This window comes from Streptomyces sp. NBC_00154, from assembly GCF_026342835.1.
Lineage (GTDB): Bacteria > Actinomycetota > Actinomycetes > Streptomycetales > Streptomycetaceae > Streptomyces.
Genome location: NZ_JAPEMI010000001.1, coordinates 4,584,428 through 4,604,786 on the forward strand (window position 1 = coordinate 4,584,428; position 20,359 = coordinate 4,604,786).

The 20,359-nt window shown below is 69.7% G+C and carries 20 protein-coding genes; 10 read left to right on the plus strand and 10 right to left on the minus strand.

What is annotated here, in order from left to right:
* Positions 1-156 precede the first annotated feature (156 nt).
* The gene (era, locus tag OHA03_RS20520; RefSeq protein ID WP_267005265.1) at positions 157-1,131 is read left to right on the plus strand and encodes a GTPase Era; all 975 of its coding nucleotides are present in this window, start codon (positions 157-159) and stop codon (positions 1,129-1,131) included.
* 23 nt (positions 1,132-1,154) lie between these two features.
* On the opposite strand, the gene OHA03_RS20525 is transcribed toward era, so the two are convergent.
* Both OHA03_RS20525 and OHA03_RS20530 read right to left on the minus strand, forming a co-directional pair.
* Complete coding sequence (locus OHA03_RS20525) at positions 1,155-1,421, minus strand: protealysin inhibitor emfourin (RefSeq protein WP_267005266.1); 267 nt, start codon at positions 1,419-1,421, stop codon at positions 1,155-1,157.
* Positions 1,422-1,532: 111 nt separating this feature from the next.
* Complete coding sequence (locus OHA03_RS20530; RefSeq protein WP_267005267.1) at positions 1,533-2,606, minus strand: M4 family metallopeptidase; 1,074 nt, start codon at positions 2,604-2,606, stop codon at positions 1,533-1,535.
* A gap of 293 nt (positions 2,607-2,899) precedes the next feature.
* On the opposite strand from OHA03_RS20530, the gene leuA reads away from it, so the two are divergent.
* The 4 genes from leuA (at position 2,900) to OHA03_RS20550 (ending at position 7,326) form a co-directional block, all read left to right on the plus strand.
* Positions 2,900-4,687: a 2-isopropylmalate synthase gene (gene leuA, locus OHA03_RS20535; RefSeq protein WP_267005268.1), complete on the plus strand. Its 1,788-nt coding sequence runs from the start codon at positions 2,900-2,902 to the stop codon at positions 4,685-4,687.
* A 207-nt stretch (positions 4,688-4,894) separates the two neighbouring features.
* Positions 4,895-5,572, plus strand: a complete 678-nt coding sequence (locus OHA03_RS20540) for a TerB family tellurite resistance protein (RefSeq protein ID WP_267005269.1) — start codon at positions 4,895-4,897, stop codon at positions 5,570-5,572.
* Between the two features lie 139 nt (positions 5,573-5,711).
* Complete coding sequence (gene recO / locus OHA03_RS20545; protein WP_267005270.1) at positions 5,712-6,458, plus strand: DNA repair protein RecO; 747 nt, start codon at positions 5,712-5,714, stop codon at positions 6,456-6,458.
* 40 nt (positions 6,459-6,498) lie between these two features.
* Positions 6,499-7,326, plus strand: coding sequence for an isoprenyl transferase (locus OHA03_RS20550; RefSeq protein ID WP_267005271.1), 828 nt, complete (start codon positions 6,499-6,501; stop codon positions 7,324-7,326).
* Positions 7,327-7,650: 324 nt separating this feature from the next.
* Here the strand turns inward: OHA03_RS20550 and OHA03_RS20555 are convergent, their stop codons facing one another.
* The 4 genes from OHA03_RS20555 to OHA03_RS20570 all read right to left on the minus strand — a co-directional run bounded on the left by OHA03_RS20555 (position 7,651) and on the right by OHA03_RS20570 (position 10,842).
* Positions 7,651-8,091 (minus strand): Fur family transcriptional regulator, encoded by a 441-nt coding sequence (locus OHA03_RS20555; RefSeq protein ID WP_030921032.1) that lies wholly within the window; start codon positions 8,089-8,091, stop codon positions 7,651-7,653.
* A gap of 65 nt (positions 8,092-8,156) precedes the next feature.
* Positions 8,157-9,071, minus strand: coding sequence for a metal ABC transporter permease (locus OHA03_RS20560; protein WP_267008108.1), 915 nt, complete (start codon positions 9,069-9,071; stop codon positions 8,157-8,159).
* On the minus strand, positions 9,068-9,850 hold the full coding sequence (locus OHA03_RS20565) for a metal ABC transporter ATP-binding protein (protein WP_267005272.1): 783 nt from the start codon (positions 9,848-9,850) through the stop codon (positions 9,068-9,070). The genes OHA03_RS20560 and OHA03_RS20565 overlap by 4 nt, the downstream gene beginning before the upstream one ends.
* Positions 9,851-9,888: 38 nt before the next feature.
* Entirely contained in the window at positions 9,889-10,842 is a 954-nt protein-coding gene (locus OHA03_RS20570; RefSeq protein ID WP_267005273.1) for a metal ABC transporter substrate-binding protein, read from the minus strand.
* Positions 10,843-10,997: 155 nt separating this feature from the next.
* Here OHA03_RS20570 and OHA03_RS20575 point away from each other — a divergent pair, with 155 nt between their 5' ends.
* On the plus strand, positions 10,998-12,380 hold the full coding sequence (locus OHA03_RS20575) for a glycine--tRNA ligase (protein ID WP_267005274.1): 1,383 nt from the start codon (positions 10,998-11,000) through the stop codon (positions 12,378-12,380).
* A gap of 100 nt (positions 12,381-12,480) precedes the next feature.
* A complete protein-coding gene (locus tag OHA03_RS20580) occupies positions 12,481-12,684 on the plus strand; it encodes a hypothetical protein (RefSeq protein WP_267005275.1) in 204 nt (67 codons plus the stop codon).
* A gap of 54 nt (positions 12,685-12,738) precedes the next feature.
* Here the strand turns inward: OHA03_RS20580 and OHA03_RS20585 are convergent, their stop codons facing one another.
* On the minus strand, positions 12,739-13,323 hold the full coding sequence (locus OHA03_RS20585; RefSeq protein ID WP_267005276.1) for a TetR family transcriptional regulator: 585 nt from the start codon (positions 13,321-13,323) through the stop codon (positions 12,739-12,741).
* A gap of 80 nt (positions 13,324-13,403) precedes the next feature.
* Positions 13,404-14,411: an aldo/keto reductase gene (locus tag OHA03_RS20590; protein ID WP_267005277.1), complete on the minus strand. Its 1,008-nt coding sequence runs from the start codon at positions 14,409-14,411 to the stop codon at positions 13,404-13,406.
* 281 nt (positions 14,412-14,692) lie between these two features.
* On the opposite strand from OHA03_RS20590, the gene OHA03_RS20595 reads away from it, so the two are divergent.
* Entirely contained in the window at positions 14,693-14,911 is a 219-nt protein-coding gene (locus OHA03_RS20595) for a DUF6243 family protein (RefSeq protein ID WP_267005278.1), read from the plus strand.
* A 96-nt stretch (positions 14,912-15,007) separates the two neighbouring features.
* Here the strand turns inward: OHA03_RS20595 and OHA03_RS20600 are convergent, their stop codons facing one another.
* Positions 15,008-16,429 carry an MFS transporter gene (locus OHA03_RS20600; RefSeq protein ID WP_267008109.1) on the minus strand — a complete coding sequence of 474 codons (1,422 nt, stop codon included), beginning with the start codon at positions 16,427-16,429 and terminating at the stop codon, positions 15,008-15,010.
* Positions 16,430-16,578: 149 nt separating this feature from the next.
* Between OHA03_RS20600 and OHA03_RS20605 the strand changes: the two genes are divergently transcribed.
* The gene (locus OHA03_RS20605; RefSeq protein WP_267005279.1) at positions 16,579-17,487 is read left to right on the plus strand and encodes a helix-turn-helix domain-containing protein; all 909 of its coding nucleotides are present in this window, start codon (positions 16,579-16,581) and stop codon (positions 17,485-17,487) included.
* On the opposite strand, the gene OHA03_RS20610 is transcribed toward OHA03_RS20605, so the two are convergent.
* A complete protein-coding gene (locus tag OHA03_RS20610) occupies positions 17,460-18,962 on the minus strand; it encodes an MFS transporter (RefSeq protein WP_267005280.1) in 1,503 nt (500 codons plus the stop codon). The genes OHA03_RS20605 and OHA03_RS20610 overlap by 28 nt on opposite strands.
* A gap of 161 nt (positions 18,963-19,123) precedes the next feature.
* On the opposite strand from OHA03_RS20610, the gene dusB reads away from it, so the two are divergent.
* Complete coding sequence (gene dusB, locus OHA03_RS20615; RefSeq protein ID WP_267005281.1) at positions 19,124-20,272, plus strand: tRNA dihydrouridine synthase DusB; 1,149 nt, start codon at positions 19,124-19,126, stop codon at positions 20,270-20,272.
* Positions 20,273-20,359 lie beyond the last annotated feature (87 nt).

Sequence of the window (20,359 nt, forward strand, 5' to 3'; positions counted from 1 at the left end):
CGCCGAGCGCACCCGGGCGCGGGTCCCCGGCACCGGAAAGACCCTGGCCGGCATCCCGTGCCGGGCCCGCCGGAGCCGCACCGGTACGGCCTGGGACGACGCCCGGGGAGCCATGCGGCGGCCCGCTGTGCGGCAGGGCCGTCCGGATCGGGGACAATGGGCGCCATGAGCGCTCGACCTAACCCAGAAGCTGCTGCGCAGCAGGCTGAGAACAATGCCCCCCACCGGGCCGGCTTCGCCTGCTTCGTGGGCCGCCCCAACGCGGGCAAGTCCACCCTTACGAACGCTCTGGTCGGCCAGAAGGTGGCGATCACCTCCAACCGGCCCCAGACCACCCGGCACACGGTGCGCGGCATCGTGCACCGCGAGGATGCGCAGCTGATCCTGGTCGACACCCCCGGCCTCCACAAGCCGCGCACCCTGCTGGGCGAGCGGCTCAACGACGTCGTACGCACCACCTGGGCCGAGGTCGACGTCATCGGCTTCTGCCTGCCCGCCGACCAGAAGCTCGGCCCCGGCGACAAGTTCATCGTCAAGGAACTCGCGGGGATCAAGAAGACCCCGAAGATCGCGATCATCACCAAGACCGACCTGGTCGAATCCAAGCAGCTCGCCGAACAGCTGCTCGCCGTCTCCCGCCTCGGCGAGGAGCTCGGCTTCGAGTGGGCCGAGATCATCCCGGTCTCCGCCGTGAAGGACAGCCAGGTCGACCTGCTCGCCGACCTGATCGCCCCGCTGCTCCCCGAGAGCCCACCGCTGTACCCGGAGGGCGACCTCACCGACGAGCCCGAGATGGTCATGGTCGCGGAGCTGATCCGGGAGGCCGCGCTCGAAGGCGTACGCGACGAGCTGCCGCACTCCATCGCGGTCGTCGTCGAGGAGATGCTGCCGCGCGAGGACCGTCCCGCGGACAGGCCGCTGCTGGACATCCACGCGAACGTCTACATCGAGCGGCCCAGCCAGAAGGGCATCATCATCGGCCCGAAGGGCAAGCGGCTGAAGGAGGTCGGCATGAAGTCGCGCAAGCACATCGAGGCGCTGCTCGGTACGCCGGTCTTCCTGGACCTGCACGTGAAGGTCGCCAAGGACTGGCAGCGCGATCCCAAGCAGCTGCGCAAGCTCGGATTCTGAGGCGGGTCAGCCGCGCACCGATCTCACGCGCCCTCCTTGAGGACGCGTGAGATCAGTGCGCGCTGCGCGTCGGTCAGATGCGGATCCGCGCAGTGGACGGTGCGGTCACCTACCGTGATCCGGTACTGGAAGCCGTCCGGCACTCCGGGCGGTGGGGTGCCCCGGCCGTCCGCGAGCGCGGATTCGGCCAGGGCCTCCCAGTCGGCGGCGTCGGCCAGGCCCGAGGTGTCGACCTCGCGGTGGCGTGCGATGCCGGCGAAACCGCCGGTGCGACGTACCTGGATGCGCAAGGTCCGACTCCTCTCGGGTTGTCCCCGGGGCTCTGCCCCGGACTCCGCTCCTCAATCTCCCCCCATGGCCTCAAAAAGACATGGGGACCTCCGAGGGGCTTGCTCCTGCGACTACGCAGACGGCACGCCGACCTCCGACCAGGCCTTCCGTACCGCCTCCAGTTCGTCGCCCTCGCCGTAGCGGTCCTTCGCCGCCTCGACCGTCAGACGGGCGAAGTCCGAGAAGTCCGCGTCCCCGGCCAGTCCGCCGCCCGTGAGCACGTCGAACCAGAGCTGTCCCGCCCGCTCCCACGCGTTGCCGCCGAGCGCCGTGGCCAGCAGGTAGAAGGCGCGGTTCGGGATGCCGGAGTTCAGATGTACACCGCCGTTGTCCTCGGTGGTGTGGATGTAGTCCTCCATCGACGCGGGCTGCGGGTCCTTGCCGAGCACATCGTCGTCGTACGCCGTTCCCGGCGCCTTCATCGAGCGCAGCGCCTCCCCCTGGACCCGGGGGGCCAGCAGTCCGGCGCCGATCAGCCAGTCGGCCTGGTCCGCGGTCTGGCCCAGCGAGTACTGCTTGACCAGGGAGCCGAAGACGTCCGACATGGACTCGTTGAGCGCGCCGGACTGGCCGAAATAGCTCAGGTTGGCCGTGTACTGGGTGAGGCCGTGCGTCAGTTCGTGACCGATCACATCGATGGCGACGGTGAAGTCGAGGAAGATCTCCCCGTCCCCGTCGCCGAAGACCATCTGCTCGCCGTCGAAGAACGCGTTGTTGTACTGCTCGTCGTAGTGCACGGAGCCGATCAGCGGCAGCCCGTTGCTGTCGATCGAACGGCGGCCGTACGCCGTGAGCAGCAGTTCGAAGGTGGCGCCGAGCCCCGCGTACGCGCGGTTGACGCTCGCGTCCTGCGTCGGCTGCTCCCCCTCGGAGCGGACCTTGAAGCCCGGCAACTGCGTGCCGTGCCGACAGTCGTACAGGATGCGCTCGGGCTTGTCGGACTCCGTCCCCGTCGCCACGGTGGGCACGGAGGGGACGAGGGTGGTCATCTGGCGGCGGGTACGCCGGGCGGCGTCGCCCTCCAGGGTGCGGCGGGCCGGACCGGAGAGACCGGGGTCGTCGGCCTGTGACAGCTTGTCGAGAACATGGGGCGGCACGATCGTGCAGAAGACGGGATGGAACCCGTGCTGAGGTCGAGGCTGCATGGGGTCGACTGTGGCACCGCGTCACCGTCGTGTCACTGGTTGCCATCAGGATTGACGAAATGGAGTGACTGATCACTCTTTACCCGTTACCGGCACCCGGTCCCGCATACTGATACGGACCGACATCCCAGGCACCCCTCGGTTAGTCTCGTTGCATCATGCGTTACGGGCTGCTTCTTCTTAGCTGCCGCGGCGAGGGCCTGTAGTCGTAGGCCGACCCCCTCCCCGCGGAGTCTGGTGCTGCAGCGACACAGTCGGCCGTCCCATTGCTGGACCCCGAGGAGCCGTACGCCATGACCGCCGTGAATCCCGCCCGGACCTCTGCCGAGAACTCCGTGGGCCGCCCCACGCCGATCACCAACGCCACCGCGCTGCAGAAGCCGTCCGGGATGCCGATCCACAAGTACGGCCGGTACGAGGCCGTCGACATCCCCGACCGCACCTGGCCGGACAACCGGATCACCGTGGCGCCCCGCTGGCTGTCCACCGATCTGCGTGACGGCAACCAGGCGCTGATCGACCCGATGTCGCCGGCCCGCAAGCGCGAGATGTTCGACCTGCTCGTACGCATGGGCTACAAGGAGATCGAGGTCGGTTTCCCGTCCTCCGGCGAGACCGACTTCGCGTTCGTCCGCTCCATCATCGAAGAGGGCGCGATCCCCGAGGACGTGACGATCTCCGTCCTCACCCAGGCCCGCGAGGAGCTGATCGAGCGAACTGTTGAATCACTGGTCGGTGCGCGGCGCGCCACCGTGCACCTGTACAACGCCACCGCCCCCACCTTCCGCCGCGTGGTCTTCCGCGGTTCGAAGGAGGAGGTCAAGCAGATCGCGGTGGACGGCACCCGGCTGGTCATGGAGTACGCGGAGAAGATCCTCGGCGACGAGACGATCTTCGGCTACCAGTACAGCCCGGAGATCTTCACCGACACCGAACTGGACTTCGCGCTGGAGGTCTGCGAGGCCGTCTGTGACGTCTGGCAGCCCGAGGAGGGCCGTGAGATCATCCTCAACCTGCCCGCCACCGTGGAGCGTTCGACGCCGTCCACACACGCGGACCGGTTCGAGTGGATGTCGCGCAACCTGTCGCGCCGCGAGCACATCTGTTTGTCGGTCCACCCGCACAACGACCGCGGCACCGCCGTCGCCGCCGCCGAACTGGCGATCATGGCCGGCGCGGACCGGATCGAGGGCTGCCTGTTCGGCCAGGGCGAGCGCACCGGCAACGTCGACCTGGTGACGCTGGGCATGAACCTGTTCTCGCAGGGCGTCGACCCGCAGATCGACTTCTCGCAGATCGACGAGATCCGCCGCACCAGCGAGTACTGCAACCAGATGGAGGTCCACCCGCGCCACCCCTACGCGGGCGACCTGGTCTACACCGCCTTCTCCGGCTCCCACCAGGACGCCATCAAGAAGGGCTTCGACGCCATGGAGGCCGACGCGGCCGCCCAGGGCAAGACCGTCGACGAGATCGAGTGGGCGGTGCCGTACCTGCCGATCGACCCGAAGGACGTCGGCCGCTCGTACGAGGCCGTCATCCGGGTCAACTCGCAGTCCGGCAAGGGCGGAATCGCCTACGTCCTGAAGAACGACCACAAGCTGGACCTGCCGCGCCGGATGCAGATCGAGTTCTCCCGGATCATTCAGGCCAAGACCGATGCCGAGGGCGGCGAGGTCACGCCGACGCAGATCTGGTCCACGTTCCAGGACGAGTACCTGCCCAACCCGGAGAACGCCTGGGGCCGCGTACAGATCCGTTCCGGTCAGACGACGACCGATTCCGACGGCCGGGACACGATCACCGTCGACGCGACCGTGGACGGCGCGGACACCGTGCTGACCGGATCCGGCAACGGTCCGATCTCCGCGTTCTTCGAAGCGCTGCAGGCCATCGGCATCGACGCCCGTCTGCTGGACTACACCGAGCACACGATGAGCGAGGGTGCGAGCGCCCAGGCCGCCTCGTACATCGAGTGCGCGATCGACGGAAAGGTCCTGTGGGGCATCGGCATCGACGCCAACACCACGCGGGCCTCGCTGAAGGCGGTCGTCTCCGCGGTCAACCGCGCGACCCGCTGACCCGGCGCCCGAAAGGGCGCACAGGTGCATGATCGACGAACCCCGTCACCCGGTTCCCGGGGGCGGGGTTCGGCCATCTCCCGACGGTTGTGACGATCGAGGTGCTGACGCCACATCGTGACTGTGGTTAACATCACGTCGACACGGCAATGTTGCCGGAGCGTTACGGAGGTGTGCGACGTGCGGTCAGCCCTGGGACAACGCGCCATGAAGCTGCGTATCTGCGGCATCCGCACCATCTGGGACGCCGTCGCCGACGGCGAGTTCTTCTGCCCCGGCTGCGGCGGCGACCGCAACTACCGCCGTCTCACCGGCCGTCGGCGCTTCACTGTGCTCGGCGTGCCGCTGATGCGTCGCGGCACCGTGGGCCCCGTCGTCGAATGCGCGGCCTGCCGCACACACTTCGACACCGACGCGCTCGACCACCCCACCACCACCCGGTTCTCCGCGATGCTCAAGGACGCCGTCCACACCGTCGCCCTCGGCGTCCTCGCCGCCGGTGGCACCACCTCGCGCACGGTCCTGGAGACCGCGGTGGCCACCGTGCGCGGCGCCGGATTCGACGACTGCACGGAGGAGCAACTCTCCACCGTCGTCGAGGTGCTTGCCGCGGACATCGGCCACGGCTCCGCCTTCGACGCCGCGGCCGAGGCGTGCGGCGCCGCCCTCGCCATCGAGCTCCACGAGGCGCTGGAACCACTCGCCCCGCATCTGGCGCCCGCCGGACGTGAATCGATCCTGCTGCAGGGTGCCAGGATCGCGCTCGCCGACGGCCCGTACAGCCAGGCCGAGCGCGAGGTACTGACCACGGTCGGTGCGGCGCTGCAGCTCTGCGCGGACGACACGGCCCGGCTGCTCGCCGCGGCGGCGCGTACCCCGTCCTAGCGCCTGCTCCCCGTGCCCCGGCGCGCCCCGCCCCGGCAGTTCCGGGCGGCGCAGCACGCGGTACCGGCCGGCGGAAGCCGAACCGTACGGTCTTCGGGGGCGGGCCCGCTCCGGTGCGCGCGTACAGGACAATGGACGCATGAGCTTGTTCCGGGACGACGGCGTGGTGCTGCGCACGCAGAAACTGGGCGAGGCCGACCGGATCATCACGATCCTGACCCGCGGCCACGGCCGGGTGCGGGCCGTCGCCCGCGGTGTGCGGCGTACGAAGTCGAAGTTCGGCGCCCGCCTCGAACCGTTCTCCCATGTGGACGTGCAGTTTTTCGCGCGCGGCAGCGAACTGGTCGGCCGCGGTCTGCCGCTGTGTACCCAGAGCGAGACGATCGCGCCGTACGGGGGCGGCATCGTCACCGACTACGCCCGGTACACCGCGGGCACCGCGATGCTGGAGACCGCCGAGCGCTTCACCGACCACGAGGGCGAGCCCGCGGTCCAGCAGTATCTGCTGCTCGTCGGCGGACTGCGCACCCTCGCCCGGGGGGAACACGCGCCGAACCTGATCCTCGACGCCTTCCTGCTGCGTTCCCTTGCCGTCAACGGTTACGCACCCAGCTTCGAGGACTGCGCGAAGTGCGGAATGCCCGGACCGAACCGATTCTTCTCCGTCGCGGCGGGCGGCGCCATATGCGGCGACTGCCGGGTGCCCGGCAGCGTCGTACCCTCAGCAGAGGCCGTCGCCCTGCTGAGCGCGCTGCTCACCGGTGACTGGGAGACGGCCGACGCGTGCGAGGCGCGGCATGTCAGGGAGGGGAGCGGGCTGGTGTCCGCCTATCTGCACTGGCATCTGGAGCGCGGACTGCGCTCGCTGCGTTACGTAGAGAAGTAACCGACACCGGCACAGCAGGCACAGGGAGACGAGACAGCTCATGGCAGTACGCGGGATCCTCGGTGGCCGTAACAGGCGCGTATACAAGACCCCCGAGCCGCACCCCTCCGGGGCCACGCCCCCGAAGATCCCCGGCGAGCTGGTGCCCAAGCACGTCGCCGTCGTGATGGACGGCAACGGCCGCTGGGCCAAGGAACGGGGCCTCCCGCGCACCGAGGGCCACAAGGTCGGCGAGGGCGTCGTCATGGACGTCCTCAAGGGCTGCATCGAGATGGGCGTCAAGAACCTCTCGCTGTACGCCTTCTCCACCGAGAACTGGAAGCGTTCGCCGGAAGAAGTGAAGTTCCTGATGAACTTCAACCGGGACGTCATCCGCCGCCGTCGCGACGAGATGGACGAACTGGGCATCCGCATCCGCTGGGTGGGCCGGATGCCGAAGCTGTGGAAGTCCGTCGTCCAGGAGCTCCAGGTCGCCCAGGAGCAGACGAAGGACAACGACAAGATGACGCTGTACTTCTGCGTCAACTACGGCGGCCGGGCCGAGATCGCCGACGCCGCGCAGCGCCTCGCCGAGGACGTCGCGGCCGGAAAGCTGGACCCGGCCAAGGTCAACGAGAAGACCTTCGCGAAGTACATCTACTACCCGGACATGCCGGACGTGGACCTCTTCGTGCGTCCCAGCGGTGAACAGCGCACCTCCAACTACCTGATCTGGCAGAGCGCGTACGCCGAGATGGTCTTCCAGGACGTGCTGTGGCCGGACTTCGACCGCCGCGACCTGTGGCGGGCCTGCCTGGAGTACGCCCAGCGCGACCGGCGCTTCGGCGGCGCGGTGGAAGCGTCGGAAAAGGCGGAACCGACGGTCTGACCCTTCCCGGTACGACCACGGCTCTCCCACAGCTCTGTGGGGGCCGTGAGCGAGGAACAGGGGCCGTGCACGGCGCGGTGTCGAGCTGAGATGCCGGCCGGTGCTGCAGGACTGCTCGAGGGCGCTCCGGGAGCGCCACCGGATCAGTGCGGCGGGCCGGCGGCAGCAGGTCCTGGGCGGTCGCGACCGTGTGCGGGGTCGCGTCCGCCGTGCTGCCCCTGGTGGCGGACGGCAACGTCCCGGCGGGATCGTCGACCGAAGCGGGCCGGACAGCCCGTCCGGTGAATGAGGAAAGAGGTCCGGGGGCCGAGCCCCCGGAAGCGGTCACCCCGCCGTCGGGCACTCCGCGCACTCCGCACACGTACCGAAGACCTCCACCGTGTGCGCCACGTTCACGAACCCGTGCTGCGAGGCAATCGTCGCCGCCCACTGCTCCACCGCCGGCCCCTCGACCTCGACGGCCTTGCCGCAGACCCGGCACACCAGATGGTGGTGGTGCTCCCCGGTCGAGCACCGCCGGTACACGGACTCGCCGTCGGTGGTGCGCAGGACGTCCACCTCGCCCGCGTCGGCGAGGGACTGCAGGGTGCGGTAGACCGTGGTCAGCCCGACCGAGTCACCGCGGTGCTTGAGGACATCGTGCAGCTCCTGGGCGCTGCGGAACTCGTCCACCTCGTCGAGCGCCGCCGCCACCGCGGCGCGCTGCCGGGTCGACCGGCCGCGTACCGGGGATGCGTTCGTTCCACTGATCGGCGCCGTCGCCACAGGTGCCTCCTCGTGTCGCCCGTACATGTGTCGGGCCATTGTGCCAGTCCGCCCGCGTGCCGGGGTCAAACCCGGACGTCGTCCGAGGCCGGTCGGGCAGCCGGTACGTCCGGAGTCTTCCCTTCCAGGGTGCACTGCGCCGTAGCCGTTTCGCTGCGGCGGGCGCGCCGTGCGGCCAGCGGTGCGGCGAGCAGGGTCAGGGCGACGAAGACGCCGATGGCCAGCAGCACGATCGTCGCGCCGGGCGGCACGTCCTGGTAGTACGAGGTCACGGTGCCGGCCAGGGTCACCGCCGTACCGATGACGACGGACAGCACGAACGTCACCTTGAAGGACTTCGAGATCTGTTGCGCGGCCGCGACCGGCACCACCATCAGCGCGCTGACCAGCAGCAGACCGACGACGCGCATCGCGACGGTGACGGTCACCGCCGCCGTGACCGCGATCAGCAGATTCAGTGCACGCACCGGCAGCCCGGTGACCCGCGCGAACTCCTCGTCCTGGCTGACCGCGAACAGCTGGCGACGCAGCCCCAGCGTCACCAGCAGCACGAAGGCGGCCAGCAGACAGATCGCGGTGATGTCCTCGGACGAGACCGTGGACAGCGAGCCGAAGAGGTACGAGGTGAGGTTGGCGTTGGAGCCGGTGTCGGAGAGGTTGATCAGCAGCACACCGCCCGCCATGCCTCCGTAGAACAGCATGGCCAGCGCGATGTCGCCGCGCGTACGCCCGTACCAGCGGACCAGCTCCATGACGACCGAGCCGACGACGGCGACGGCCGTGGCCATCCAGACCGGGCTGGTGGAGAGCAGGAAGCCGAGGCCGACCCCGGTCATCGCGATATGGCCGATTCCGTCGCCCATCAGGGCCTGGCGGCGCTGGACGAGGTAGATGCCGACGGCGGGGGCGATGACGCCGACGAGTACGGCGGCGAGCAGGGCCCGCTGCATGAAGGGGGGCTGGAGGAATTCCGTCATCAGGTCAGCAGTCCCGTCCGGGCGGGCTCGGAAGCCGCGTGGGGGTGTACGTGGTCGTGGCCGGGCAGCGCGTGCTGACCCAGGGCCTTCGGGGGTGGCCCGTCGTGCATCACACAGCCGTCGCGCAGCACGACCGCTCGGTCGATGAGGGGCTCCAGCGGGCCCAGTTCGTGCAGCACGAGCAGCACGGTGGTGCCGGTGGCGACCTGCTCGCGCAGCGTCTCGGCGAGGATCTCCTGGCTGGCCAGGTCGACGCCCGCCATCGGCTCGTCCATGATCAGCAGCTCGGGTTCGGCGGCGAGCGCGCGGGCGATGAGCACGCGCTGGTGCTGTCCGCCGGAGAGGGCGCTCACCGAATCCTTGGCCCGGTCGCCGAGGCCGACGAGCTCGATGGCCCGGTCGACGGCGTTCCGGTCCGCCTTGCGCAGCAGTCCCAGCTTCGTACGGGACAGCCGCCCGGCGGAGACGACCTCGCGGATCGTGGCAGGGACGCCGCTCGCCGCCGTCGTGCGCTGCGGTACGTAGCCGATCCGCGCCCAGTTACGGAAGCGGCGCAGCGGGGTGCCGAACAGCTCGACCGAGCCGCTGGTGAGCGGGACCTGGCCGATGACGGACCGGACGGCGGTCGACTTGCCGGAGCCGTTGGCGCCGAGCAGGGCGGCGACCTCACCGCGGCGCACGGTGAGATCGATGCCGCGCAGTACGGGGCGCGCGCCGAGCGTGGCCGTGGCCCCGCGCAGGGTGATCACGGGGTCGGGCTTGGTGCTCCGGGGCTCGGGCATGAGCGTCTCCGATACTGCTGTGGCGAGTGTTGCGTGGGTCACTTCGCGCCGAGCGCCTTCTGGAGCGCGGCGAGGTTGGACTGCATGACCTCGATGTAGTTATCGCCCTTGGACTTGGCGGTGATTCCCTCGAGGGGGTCGAGGACGTCGGTCTTCAGGCCGGTGTCCCTGGCGACGGTCTTCGCGGTCCTGTCGCTGGCGAGCGTCTCGAAGAAGACGGTGGTGGCCTTGTTCTTCTCCGCGATGGTGTGGATGTCCTTGACCCGGGCGGGGCTGGGCTCGCTCTCGGGGTCGACGCCGGCGATGCCCTCCTGGATGAGCCCGTAGCGCTCGGCGAGGTACCCGAAGGCGGAGTGGGTGGTGATGAACGTCTTGGTGGCGATGTCGCTCAGGCCCTTCTTGTACGACGTGTTCAGCGCGTCGAGCTTCTTGACCAGGGCGTCCGTGTTGGTGCGGTAGTCCGCGGCGTGGTTCGGGTCGGCCTTCTCCAGGGACTTTCCGACCCCCTTGGCGACCTCGGCGTACTTCACCGGGTCCAGCCAGATGTGCGGGTCGGCCCCGGCCCCCTCGCCCTCGTGCGCATGGCCGTGCTCGTCGCCGCCGGTCTCCGTGCCGTGGTCCTCCAGCGTGGTGAGCTTCGCCGCGTCCACGGAGTTCCTGACCCCGGACTGCGCGATCGCGTCGTCGACGGCGGGCTGGATACCCTTGAGGTACAGGATGTAATCGGCGTCGCCGAGCCCGCCGATCTGCCGCGGGCTGAGCTCCAGGTCGTGCGGCTCGACACCCGGCTTGGTCAGCGTGGTGACCGAGACATGGGTCCCGCCGATCTCCTCGGCCAGGAACTGCATGGGATAGAACGAGGCCACCACATCCAGCTTGTCCCCGTTCTTGCTCTCGGCGGCGTCGGAGGTGGAGCAGGCGGAGAGCGCGGTGAGACCGAGGGCGACGGCCCCGGCGACAGCGGCGGTGGGTATGAGGCGGCGTACGTTCATGACACTCATTTTCAACAAAAGTGGAAACGATTGTCAACAAGCTCGGTGAGAGGCCCTGCTCACCATCTGTCCGCGCACCGATTTGATCCAGGGGGCGTGCCCGCCGGTAATCTGAAGCATTCGCCGTTCGTCGTCGTCGTAATGAAGAGAGCACCGTGGCCGCCGACAAGATCGACTCCATCGTCAGCCTGAGCAAGCGCCGTGGCTTCGTTTACCCCTGCAGTGAGATCTACGGCGGCCAGCGCGCCGCCTGGGACTACGGGCCGCTGGGCGTTGAGCTCAAGGAGAACCTCAAGCGCCAGTGGTGGCGCTACATGGTCACTTCGCGCGAAGACGTGGTCGGTATCGACTCGTCGGTCATCCTCGCCCCCGAGGTGTGGGTCGCCTCCGGCCACGTCGCCACGTTCACCGACCCGCTGACCGAGTGCACCTCCTGCCACAAGCGCTTCCGCGCGGACCACCTGGAGGAGGCGTACGAGGAGAAGCACGGCAAGCCGCCCGTCAACGGCCTCGCCGACCTCAACTGCCCGAACTGCGGCAACAAGGGCACCTTCACCGAGCCCAAGCAGTTCTCGGGTCTGCTCTCCACGCACCTCGGCCCGACCCAGGACTCCGGCTCGGTCGCCTACCTGCGCCCCGAGACCGCGCAGGGCATCTTCACCAACTTCGGTCAGGTGCAGCAGACCTCGCGCAAGAAGCCGCCGTTCGGCATCGCGCAGATGGGCAAGTCCTTCCGGAACGAGATCACTCCGGGCAACTTCATCTTCCGCACCCGCGAGTTCGAGCAGATGGAGATGGAGTTCTTCGTCAAGCCGGGCGAGGACGAGCAGTGGCAGGAGTACTGGATGGAGCAGCGCTGGAACTGGTACACGGACCTGGGCCTGCGCGAGGAGAACATGCGGTGGTTCGAGCACCCGAAGGAGAAGCTCTCCCACTACTCCAAGCGCACCGCTGACATCGAGTACCGCTTCCGCTTCGGCGGCAGCGAGTGGGGCGAGCTGGAGGGCGTCGCCAACCGCACGGACTACGACCTCAAGGCCCACTCCGCCGCTTCCGGCACGGACCTGTCGTTCTTCGACCAGGAGGCCGGCGAGCGCTGGACTCCGTACGTCATCGAGCCGGCGGCCGGTGTCGGCCGTTCGATGCTCGCCTTCCTCCTCGACGCCTACATCGAGGACGAGGCGCCCAACGCCAAGGGCGTCATGGAGAAGCGCACCGTGATGCGCCTCGACCCGCGCCTCGCGCCGGTCAAGGTCGCGGTGCTGCCGCTCTCCCGCAACCCGCAGCTGTCGCCGAAGGCCAAGGGCCTCGCCACCGACCTGCGGAAGAACTGGAACATCGAGTTCGACGACGCGGGCGCCATCGGCCGCCGCTACCGTCGTCAGGACGAGATCGGCACGCCGTTCTGCGTCACCGTCGACTTCGACACCCTCGACGACAACGCGGTGACGGTGCGCGAGCGCGACACCATGAAGCAGGAGCGCGTCTCGCTGGACCAGATCCAGGCCTACCTCGGCGCCCGACTGCTGGGCTGCTGACGCACCACGGTTCCACGGCGAAGCCCCCGGTTCCTTGTACGGAACCGGGGGCTCCGTTGCACACTGGGCACACGCGACCACGCGTCAACAGGAGGCTCGGATGCCGTCCATGACCACCAGCAAGGTCAGCAGATGGGATCAGCACGGCCGTGAACATGTCGTCCATGTGCGGAAGTCGGGGATCCAGCGGCAGCTGAGCTGCGACACCTGCGACTGGCGCAAGGGTGTGCAGTTCCTGCCCTGGCTCAAGGCCGAGGAACACCTCGCCGAGGTCCACCAGGCGACGGTCGACCCGACGGCCTGACCCCGACGGCTGTCCGGCGGCGGCCTGCCGCGACCGGCTCCGTGTGCAGCGCTGTTACGCGCGCAGGCCGCGCAGCAGCAGGTCCGAGACGGCGGTGAACTCGGCGCCGATGGCGGGGTTCTGCCATTCGGTGGCGTACGCCGGGTCGTGGAAGCGCGCCGTCGCGTCGAAGACCGCCTGCGCGGCGACCGCCGGATCGTCCACCGCGAACTCCCCGCTGCGCACACCCTCCTCGACGATCTCCCGCAGCTGCCCGACCAGTTCGCGGATGTGCGCCTCGACGACCGTGCTCTCGCCGATCAGCACGATATAGGTCGCGAACAGCTCGGGGTCGTCACCGGCCTTGTGGCGCTTGGCCTCGAACAGCGCCGTCAGCCAGTGCTGCAGCTTCGCCGGGGCGGGCTCCGCCGACGTGTTGATGATCTCCGTGAGCGCCACCTCGGTCCGGGTCAGCCAGCGAGCGGTCACCGCCTCGCGCAGCGCCGACTTCGTACGGAAGTGGCGGTAGACGCTGCCGTGGCTGACGCCGAGCGCGCGGGCCACGTCGACCACCGTCGCCTTGGCGGGGCCGTAGCGGCGCAGCACGTCCTCGGTGGCCTCGAGAATGCGCTCGGGGGTCAGTGGGTCGGCTGACGGCATGGTGTCTGTGCTGCCTTTCGGAGGGCGCCGGTCGGGGAGCTGCCCGGCGGGGGCCGCACCCCGACGACCGTACCCGGAGCTCAGCGCTCGCTGTCGAGGTGGGCCATCTGGTTCTCCGGGTAGCGCGCACCGGCGGCCGCACCTGGCGGGACGGCCTCCTCGATCGCGGCGAGGTCGGCGGCGTCCAGCGTGACATCCAGGGCGCCGAGAGCCTCGGTGAGCCGATCGCGGCGGCGGGCGCCGACGAGCGGCACGATGTCCGTACCCCGGCCGAGCACCCAGGCGATGGCGATCTGGGCGACCGAGACACCCTTCTGCTCGGCGATCTTGCGCAGGGCATCGACCAGATCGAGGTTGTGCTGGAGGTTTCCGCCCTGGAATCGGGGGCTCATGGCACGGAAGTCCCCGGGGGCCAGCTCGCGGTCACGGCTGAAGTGCCCGCTGATCAGGCCGCGCGACAGCACCCCGTATGCCGTGACGCCGATGCCCAGATCGCGGCAGACCGGCAGGATCGCATCCTCGACGGACCGGGAGATCAGCGAGTACTCGATCTGCAGATCGGAGATCGGGGCCACCGACGCCGCCCGGCGGATCGTGTCCGCGCCGACCTCGGACAGGCCGATGTGGCGGACATGGCCGGCCTCGACCAGCTCGGCAATGGCACCGATGGTCTCCTCGACCGGCACATCGGGATCGACACGGGCGATCCGGTAGATGTCGATGTGGTCGGTGCCGAGCCGCTGGAGCGAATACGCGGCGAAGTTCTTCACGGCGGCAGGGCGGCCGTCGTACCCCGTGAAGGCGCCTTCGACCGTGCGCAGCGCGCCGAACTTCACGCTGGTGAGCGCCTGCTCGCGAGCGGCGCCGGGGGCGGTGCGCAGCGCCTCGTTGATCAGTAGTTCGTTGTGACCCATGCCGTAGAAGTCGCCGGTGTCCAGCAGGGTGATGCCCGCGTCGAGCGCGGCGTGGATGGTGGCGATCGACTCGGCGCGGTCGCTCTCGCCGTACAGCGCGGACATGCCCATGCAGCCGAGTCCCAGTGCGGAGACCTGCGGGCCGGTGGAGCCGAGCGTGCGGGTGGTGGTCATGAAGGACTCCCGTGGGGAAAAGGGGGGCGGGCCGTACACAACTGTGGCATGAGGGATGACAGATTTCAATATCTGTCAGTCCATTGTCGTGACGCTCCACCCGGGCGGCCCGAAAAGCTGGTGCTGGGCCCGGTGCGGCCGGGGTACGGTTCCCGTATGTCTTCGTTCTTCCAGATCTACGAGTGAGAGCGCGGCGGGCCCGGAATCTCTCCGCCCGCCGCCCATCGGTTCGATCCCAGGTCGCTCACGACCTCACGACTCACCACGAACGGGAGAACCCCGTGGCCAAGAGCCGCAACAACCTTCTCGGCGTCGGCGGACAGCGCAAGAAGCTGTCCCGCGCCGAACAGCAGGGCGCGGGCACCGCGCGCGACGCCGACCGCAAGACGGCGGCCGACCAGAAGCAGGAGCTGCTGCGCAAGATGCGTGAGCGCGCGCAGTCCGCCGGGTCCGCACAGTCGGACGACTCCTCGGAGCAGGACCGGCAGGCGCAGAGCTGACGCCTTCTCATCACCCGTACGACGGTGGGCCCGGATCACTCGATGTGATCCGGGCCCACCGTCGTACCTGAACCGTGCCGTGTCCGTCCCCCGCACTCACGCCACCACGCGCGGCAGCCGCAGGCTCAGCAGCGTCGTCAGCGCCACCGCCGCCAGCTGCACCAGCAGCGCTACGATCAGCGCGTCCCGCATGCCCCATCCGGGCACCAGGGCGAGGAACAGCGTCCCGAGCGTCGCCACACCCAGTGCCAGCGCGGCCTGCTGCGTCGTCGTCATCACTCCGCCGCCCACCCCGGCCCGCTCGGCCGGCACGTCGGAGAGCACGATGCGGAACAGGACCGGCAGTTGCAGCCCCTGGCCGAGACCGGCGATCGCGACGCCCGGCAGCAGGGCCGGGAGCCCCAGGTCGGGCCAGCCGAGCCACACAGTGAGCGCGAGCACCGTGACACCCGCGCCCTGGATCAGCCCGCCCGCCGTCACGACCCGGCTGCCGAACCGGCGTACCAGCCGCGGACCGGCCAGCGAGGCCGCGAAGAAGGCCACCGCCATCGGCGCCAATGCCAGTCCGGCGGCGGCCGGTCCCAGCTTCAGGCCCTGCTGCAGCGCCACCGCGATGACGAACATGAAGCCGCCGAAGCCGAGCGAGAACGGCAGTACCAGCGCCAGACCGCGCCGCAGCGAGTCGAGCCGCAGCAGGCTCGGCGGGATCAGCGGGATCTGTCCGCGCCGGTCGGCCCGCTGTTCGACGCGGTAGAAGGCGGCCGCGGCGATCGGGAACAGCGCGAGGGAGATCCAGGTCCACACCGGCCAGCCCGCGGCCCGTCCCTCCGTCAGTGGCGCCAGCAGCGTCACCAGTGAAACGGCGAGCAGCAGCGTCCCCGGTACGTCGATGGGCGCGGGCCGGTCCGAGCGTGTCTCCGGCACCGCACGGGCGGCCAGGACCAGCCCCACCGCTGCCACCGGCACGTTCACCAGGAAGACCGACCGCCAGCCCGCGCTCTCGCCGAACACCGACGACAGCGGAGCGGCGGCGACCAGTACGCCGCCGAGGATCTGGCCGGCGACCATCGAGAGCCCGGCCGTCGCCCCGTAGAGGCTCATCGCACGCGCCCGCCGGTGTCCGGAGGTGGCGGCCTGGATGGTGGCGAGCACCTGCGGCAGCATCAGCGCCGCCGAGGCGCCCTGCGCCACCCGTGCCCCGACGAGCGTCCAGGCATCCGGGGCGAGCCCGCAGGCCAGTGAGGTGAGTGCGAAGGCCGCCATGCCGGTGAGGAAGAGCCGGCGCCGCCCGGCCATGTCGCCGAGCCGGCCGCCGAGGACGAGCAGGACGGCGTACGCGAGTCCGTAGCCCGCGACGACCAGTTCGAGCAGTGCGGGGCCCGCGGCCAGATCCTTGTCGATCGTCGGCAGGGCGACGTTGACGATGAAGAAGTCGATGAGCGGCAGGGCCGCACCGATCAGCACGGTGAACAGTCCGAGCGTGCCGAGTACCGGGGTGGGATGGTCGTGCCGCACCACACGGGTGGTGAGGGCGGATGTCTGCGTCCGTGCGGTGGATTCACTCACGGCATCGACGATCGCCCGAATCGCAGCCTGGTACCAGAGTGTCTTTATCCTGGTAGAAACGGCACCTGGCACAGGGCCGGGGCGTTCGGCAGGCTGGGAGCATGACGACGATGGTGACCGAAGCGCAGCAGCTGCCCCACGGTCCCCGGTCGGCCGGTTCGGCCGAGCCGCCGGAGACAGAGGTCCGGCGGCATGAACTCGCGGGCTTCCTGCGCAGCCGGCGCGAGCGCATCACCCCCGAGCAGGTGGGTCTGCCGCGCGGCCGCCGCAGGCGCACCCCCGGGCTGCGCCGTGAGGAGGTCGCCCAGCTCTCGGCCGTCGGCGTCACCTGGTACACCTGGCTCGAACAGGCTCGTGACATCCAGGTCTCGCCCCAGGTGCTGGACGCCCTCGCCCGCGCCCTGCTGCTCGACCGGAGCGAGCGCACCCATCTCTTCTTCCTGGCGGGCGCCGTCGACCCCGCCCCGGGTACGGAGTGCCCGAGCGTCACCCCGGCGCTGCGCGAGATGCTGTGGCAGCTGGACCCGATCCCGGCCTGTGTGCAGAACAGCCGGTACGACATCCTCGCCTACAACAGGACCTACGGGCGGCTGCTCTGCGACCTGGACGCCGTCGCCCCCGAGAACCGCAACTGCATGCTGTTGTCGTACACCGACGAGAACTGGCGCGCGTCCGTCGTCGACCTCCCTGAGATGAACCGGGTGATGGCCGCCAAGTTCCGCGCCTCGATGGCCGAGCATCTCGCCGAACCCGCCTGGAAGGCACTGGTCAATCGGCTGGAGACGGCCTCACCGGAGTTCCGGGAGATCTGGGCGCGCCACGAGGTCGTCGGCCCCGGCGGCCGGACCAAGTTCTTCCGCAACCCCCAGGTCGGACTGGTGCGCCTGGACCACACCGACCTCTGGCTCGGCCCGTCGACCGGTCCGCGCATGGTGACGTACGTCCCCGCCGACGAGGAGTCCCGGGAGCGGCTCGAGCGCCTTCACGCCTTCGCGCTCACCGACGCCTGACCTCCGTACCCGGCCCCGGACCCGGTCTCGGCCCCGGCCGGGGCCTCCAGCCGTCCGGCCGTGCGCTGCGCCGTCTCGCGGGCCCACCGCCCACTGGTCAGCGCCCCCACCAGCAGGACGGCCAGACCGCAGCCGGTGATGATCCACCAGGCGGGCTTGCTCGCGTCCACGAAGGCGGTGGCATACCCGGCGCCGCGCGGGGAACCGCTACCCGCCACGCCCGCCGCCAGCACCGCGCCGATCACGGCGACGCCCAGCGTGCCGCCGATCTGCCGGCTGGTCGAGGCGACCGCCGCCGCCACGCCCGCCTGAGAGCGCGGCATCCCGGAGACGGCGGTGTTGGTGATCGGCGCGTTCACCATGCCGAAACCGAGACCGAACAGCACATAGCCGGTGAACAGCAGCACGTTCTGCGTCTCCGCGTCGAACGCCGCGAACATCAGCCCGCACGCCGTCATGGCCGCACCCGCCACGAGCAGCGAGAGCCGCGGCCCCCGGCTGCCGACGAGCCGCCCCGACAGCGGGGCGCAGACAAAGGTGAGAGCGGCCATCGGAAGCATGTACAGACCGGCGTGCAGGGCGCTCAGACCGCGCACGTTCTGCAGGTACAGCGTGTTCAGGAAGAGGAAGCCGCTCAGGGCGGCGAAGGCGCAGACCGCGATGGCGGTGGCGCCGCTGAACGGGGCGCTGCGGAAGAACCGCAGTTCGATGAGGGGCTCGGCGCGCCTGGGCTCGTACAGCAGGAGTCCGATCAGGGCGCACGCGGCGAGCGCCGCGAAGCCCAGGATCCGCGGTGAGGCCCAGCCGGCCGAGGGCGCCTCGATGATCGCGTAGGTCAGTGAACCGAGCAGTGCGATCACCAGCAGCTGTCCCACGGGGTCGGGGCGGCGCGGCTTCGGGGCGCGGGACTCGGGGACGTACCGCCAGGTGAGCAGCAGCGCGGCGAGACCGACCGGCAGATTGATCCAGAAGATCGACCGCCAGCCGACCGAGTCCACCAGCAGGCCGCCGACCACCGGTCCGGCTGCCATGGAGATGCCGACGACACCGCCCCACACACCGATGGCGCGGGCGCGCTCGCGCGGGTCGGTGAAGGTGTTGGTGATGATCGACATCGCGACGGGGTTGAGCATCGAGCCGCCGACCGCCTGCACCATCCGGAAGGCGACCAGCGACTCCAGGTTCGGAGCGACGGAGCAGAGCACCGAGCCGAGGGTGAAGAGCACGAGCCCGATCTTGAAGACCTTCGCCCGTCCGATCCGGTCGGCGGTGGAGCCCGCCAGCATCAGCAGCGAGGCGAGGACGAGGGTGTAGGCGTCGATCGTCCACTGCATGCCGGCGACGGTCGCATGGAGCTCCCGCTGCATGGAGGGCAGAGCGACATTGAGGACGGTGTTGTCGAGACTGACGATCAGCAGACTCATGCAGCAGATCGCCAGAACCAACTGCCGTCGGCGGTGGGTGAGCTCAGGCATACATAGATAGTACGGTTAACTAACGACTGCTGCCGCCGGAAGGCCCCGACCGGCGCCCCTGGTATGTCTGTCCGGCGCCATCGCCGGTACGGACTGCGGCGCCCGTCCCCCGTTCCGCGGTGCCTGCCGAAGCTGCTTCCGTCGTACGCGACAATGGAGCAATGACCACGCTCGCCCCCTCGCTCCCGCTGCTCCGGATCGGCCCGCACACCGTGCAGCCGCCGGTGGTGCTCGCACCCATGGCCGGTATCACCAACGCGCCGTTCCGCACCCTGTGCCGGGAGTTCTCCGGCGGCAAGGGACTGTTCGTCAGCGAGATGATCACGACGCGGGCGCTGGTCGAGCGCAACGAGAAGACCATGCAGCTCATCCACTTCGACGCGAGCGAGACCCCGCGCTCGATCCAGCTGTACGGAGTGGACCCGGTCACGGTCGGCAAGGCCGTCCGCATGATCGTCGACGAGAACCTCGCCGACCACATCGACCTGAACTTCGGCTGCCCGGTCCCCAAGGTGACCCGCAAGGGCGGTGGCTCGGCGCTCCCGTTCAAGCGGCCCCTGCTGCGCGCGATCCTGAACCAGGCGGTCTCCAATGCGGGTGACCTGCCGGTCACCATCAAGATGCGCAAAGGCATCAACGACGACCACCTCACCTATCTCGACGCGGGCCGGATAGCGGTGGAGGAGGGCGTCACGGCCGTCGCGCTGCACGGCAGGACCGCCGCTCAGCACTACGGCGGTACAGCCGACTGGGACGCGATCGCCCGCCTCAAGGAGCACGTTCCGGAGATCCCCGTCCTCGGCAACGGCGACATCTGGTGCGCGGACGACGCCCGCCGGATGATGCGCGAGACCGGCTGCGACGGCGTGGTCGTGGGCCGCGGCTGCCTGGGGCGCCCGTGGCTCTTCGGCGACCTGGTGAGCGCCTTCGAGGGTACGCAGACGCGGCAGGCGCCGACGCTGCGGGAGGTCGCCACCGTCATGGTGCGGCACGCGACGCTGCTGGGGGAGTGGATCGGCGACGAGACCCGTGGCGTGATCGACTTCCGTAAGCACGTGGCCTGGTACCTCAAGGGCTTCTCGGTCGGCTCCGAGATGCGCAAGAAGCTCGCGGTCACCTCGTCGCTGGACGAGCTGGGCGCGCAGCTGCACGAGCTCGACCTGGACCAGGCGTGGCCGGACGGGGCCGACGGGCCGCGCGGGCGCACCTCGGGCAACAACCGTGTGGTGCTGCCGGACGGCTGGCTGAAGGACCCCTACGACTGCTCGGGCGTGAGCGCGGAGGCGGAGCTCGACACGTCGGGCGGCTGAGGCGACGGCTCCGGTTCGGACAGGGCCCTGCGGAGGGTGTCACTCCACCCCCGCGGGGCTCTTTCGTATCCGGCATCAGGCACCGGG

What these genes read in the sequence shown, in the direction of transcription:
- OHA03_RS20590 (WP_267005277.1), bottom strand. Translation starts at nt 14,411, where the DNA reads ATGACCACCACCCGCACGCTCGGCTCCACCGGCCCGCAGGTCTCCGCA.
- OHA03_RS20585 (WP_267005276.1), bottom strand. Translation starts at nt 13,323, where the DNA reads ATGCCGTCAGCCGACCCACTGACCCCCGAGCGCATTCTCGAGGCCACC.
- dusB (WP_267005281.1), top strand. Translation starts at nt 19,124, where the DNA reads ATGACCACGCTCGCCCCCTCGCTCCCGCTGCTCCGGATCGGCCCGCAC.
- OHA03_RS20565 (WP_267005272.1), bottom strand. Translation starts at nt 9,850, where the DNA reads ATGCCCGAGCCCCGGAGCACCAAGCCCGACCCCGTGATCACCCTGCGC.
- OHA03_RS20570 (WP_267005273.1), bottom strand. Translation starts at nt 10,842, where the DNA reads ATGAACGTACGCCGCCTCATACCCACCGCCGCTGTCGCCGGGGCCGTC.
- leuA (WP_267005268.1), top strand. Translation starts at nt 2,900, where the DNA reads ATGACCGCCGTGAATCCCGCCCGGACCTCTGCCGAGAACTCCGTGGGC.
- era (WP_267005265.1), top strand. Translation starts at nt 157, where the DNA reads ATGGGCGCCATGAGCGCTCGACCTAACCCAGAAGCTGCTGCGCAGCAG.
- OHA03_RS20540 (WP_267005269.1), top strand. Translation starts at nt 4,895, where the DNA reads ATGAAGCTGCGTATCTGCGGCATCCGCACCATCTGGGACGCCGTCGCC.
- OHA03_RS20610 (WP_267005280.1), bottom strand. Translation starts at nt 18,962, where the DNA reads ATGCCTGAGCTCACCCACCGCCGACGGCAGTTGGTTCTGGCGATCTGC.
- OHA03_RS20580 (WP_267005275.1), top strand. Translation starts at nt 12,481, where the DNA reads ATGCCGTCCATGACCACCAGCAAGGTCAGCAGATGGGATCAGCACGGC.
- OHA03_RS20530 (WP_267005267.1), bottom strand. Translation starts at nt 2,606, where the DNA reads ATGCAGCCTCGACCTCAGCACGGGTTCCATCCCGTCTTCTGCACGATC.
- recO (WP_267005270.1), top strand. Translation starts at nt 5,712, where the DNA reads ATGAGCTTGTTCCGGGACGACGGCGTGGTGCTGCGCACGCAGAAACTG.
- OHA03_RS20605 (WP_267005279.1), top strand. Translation starts at nt 16,579, where the DNA reads ATGACGACGATGGTGACCGAAGCGCAGCAGCTGCCCCACGGTCCCCGG.
- OHA03_RS20550 (WP_267005271.1), top strand. Translation starts at nt 6,499, where the DNA reads ATGGCAGTACGCGGGATCCTCGGTGGCCGTAACAGGCGCGTATACAAG.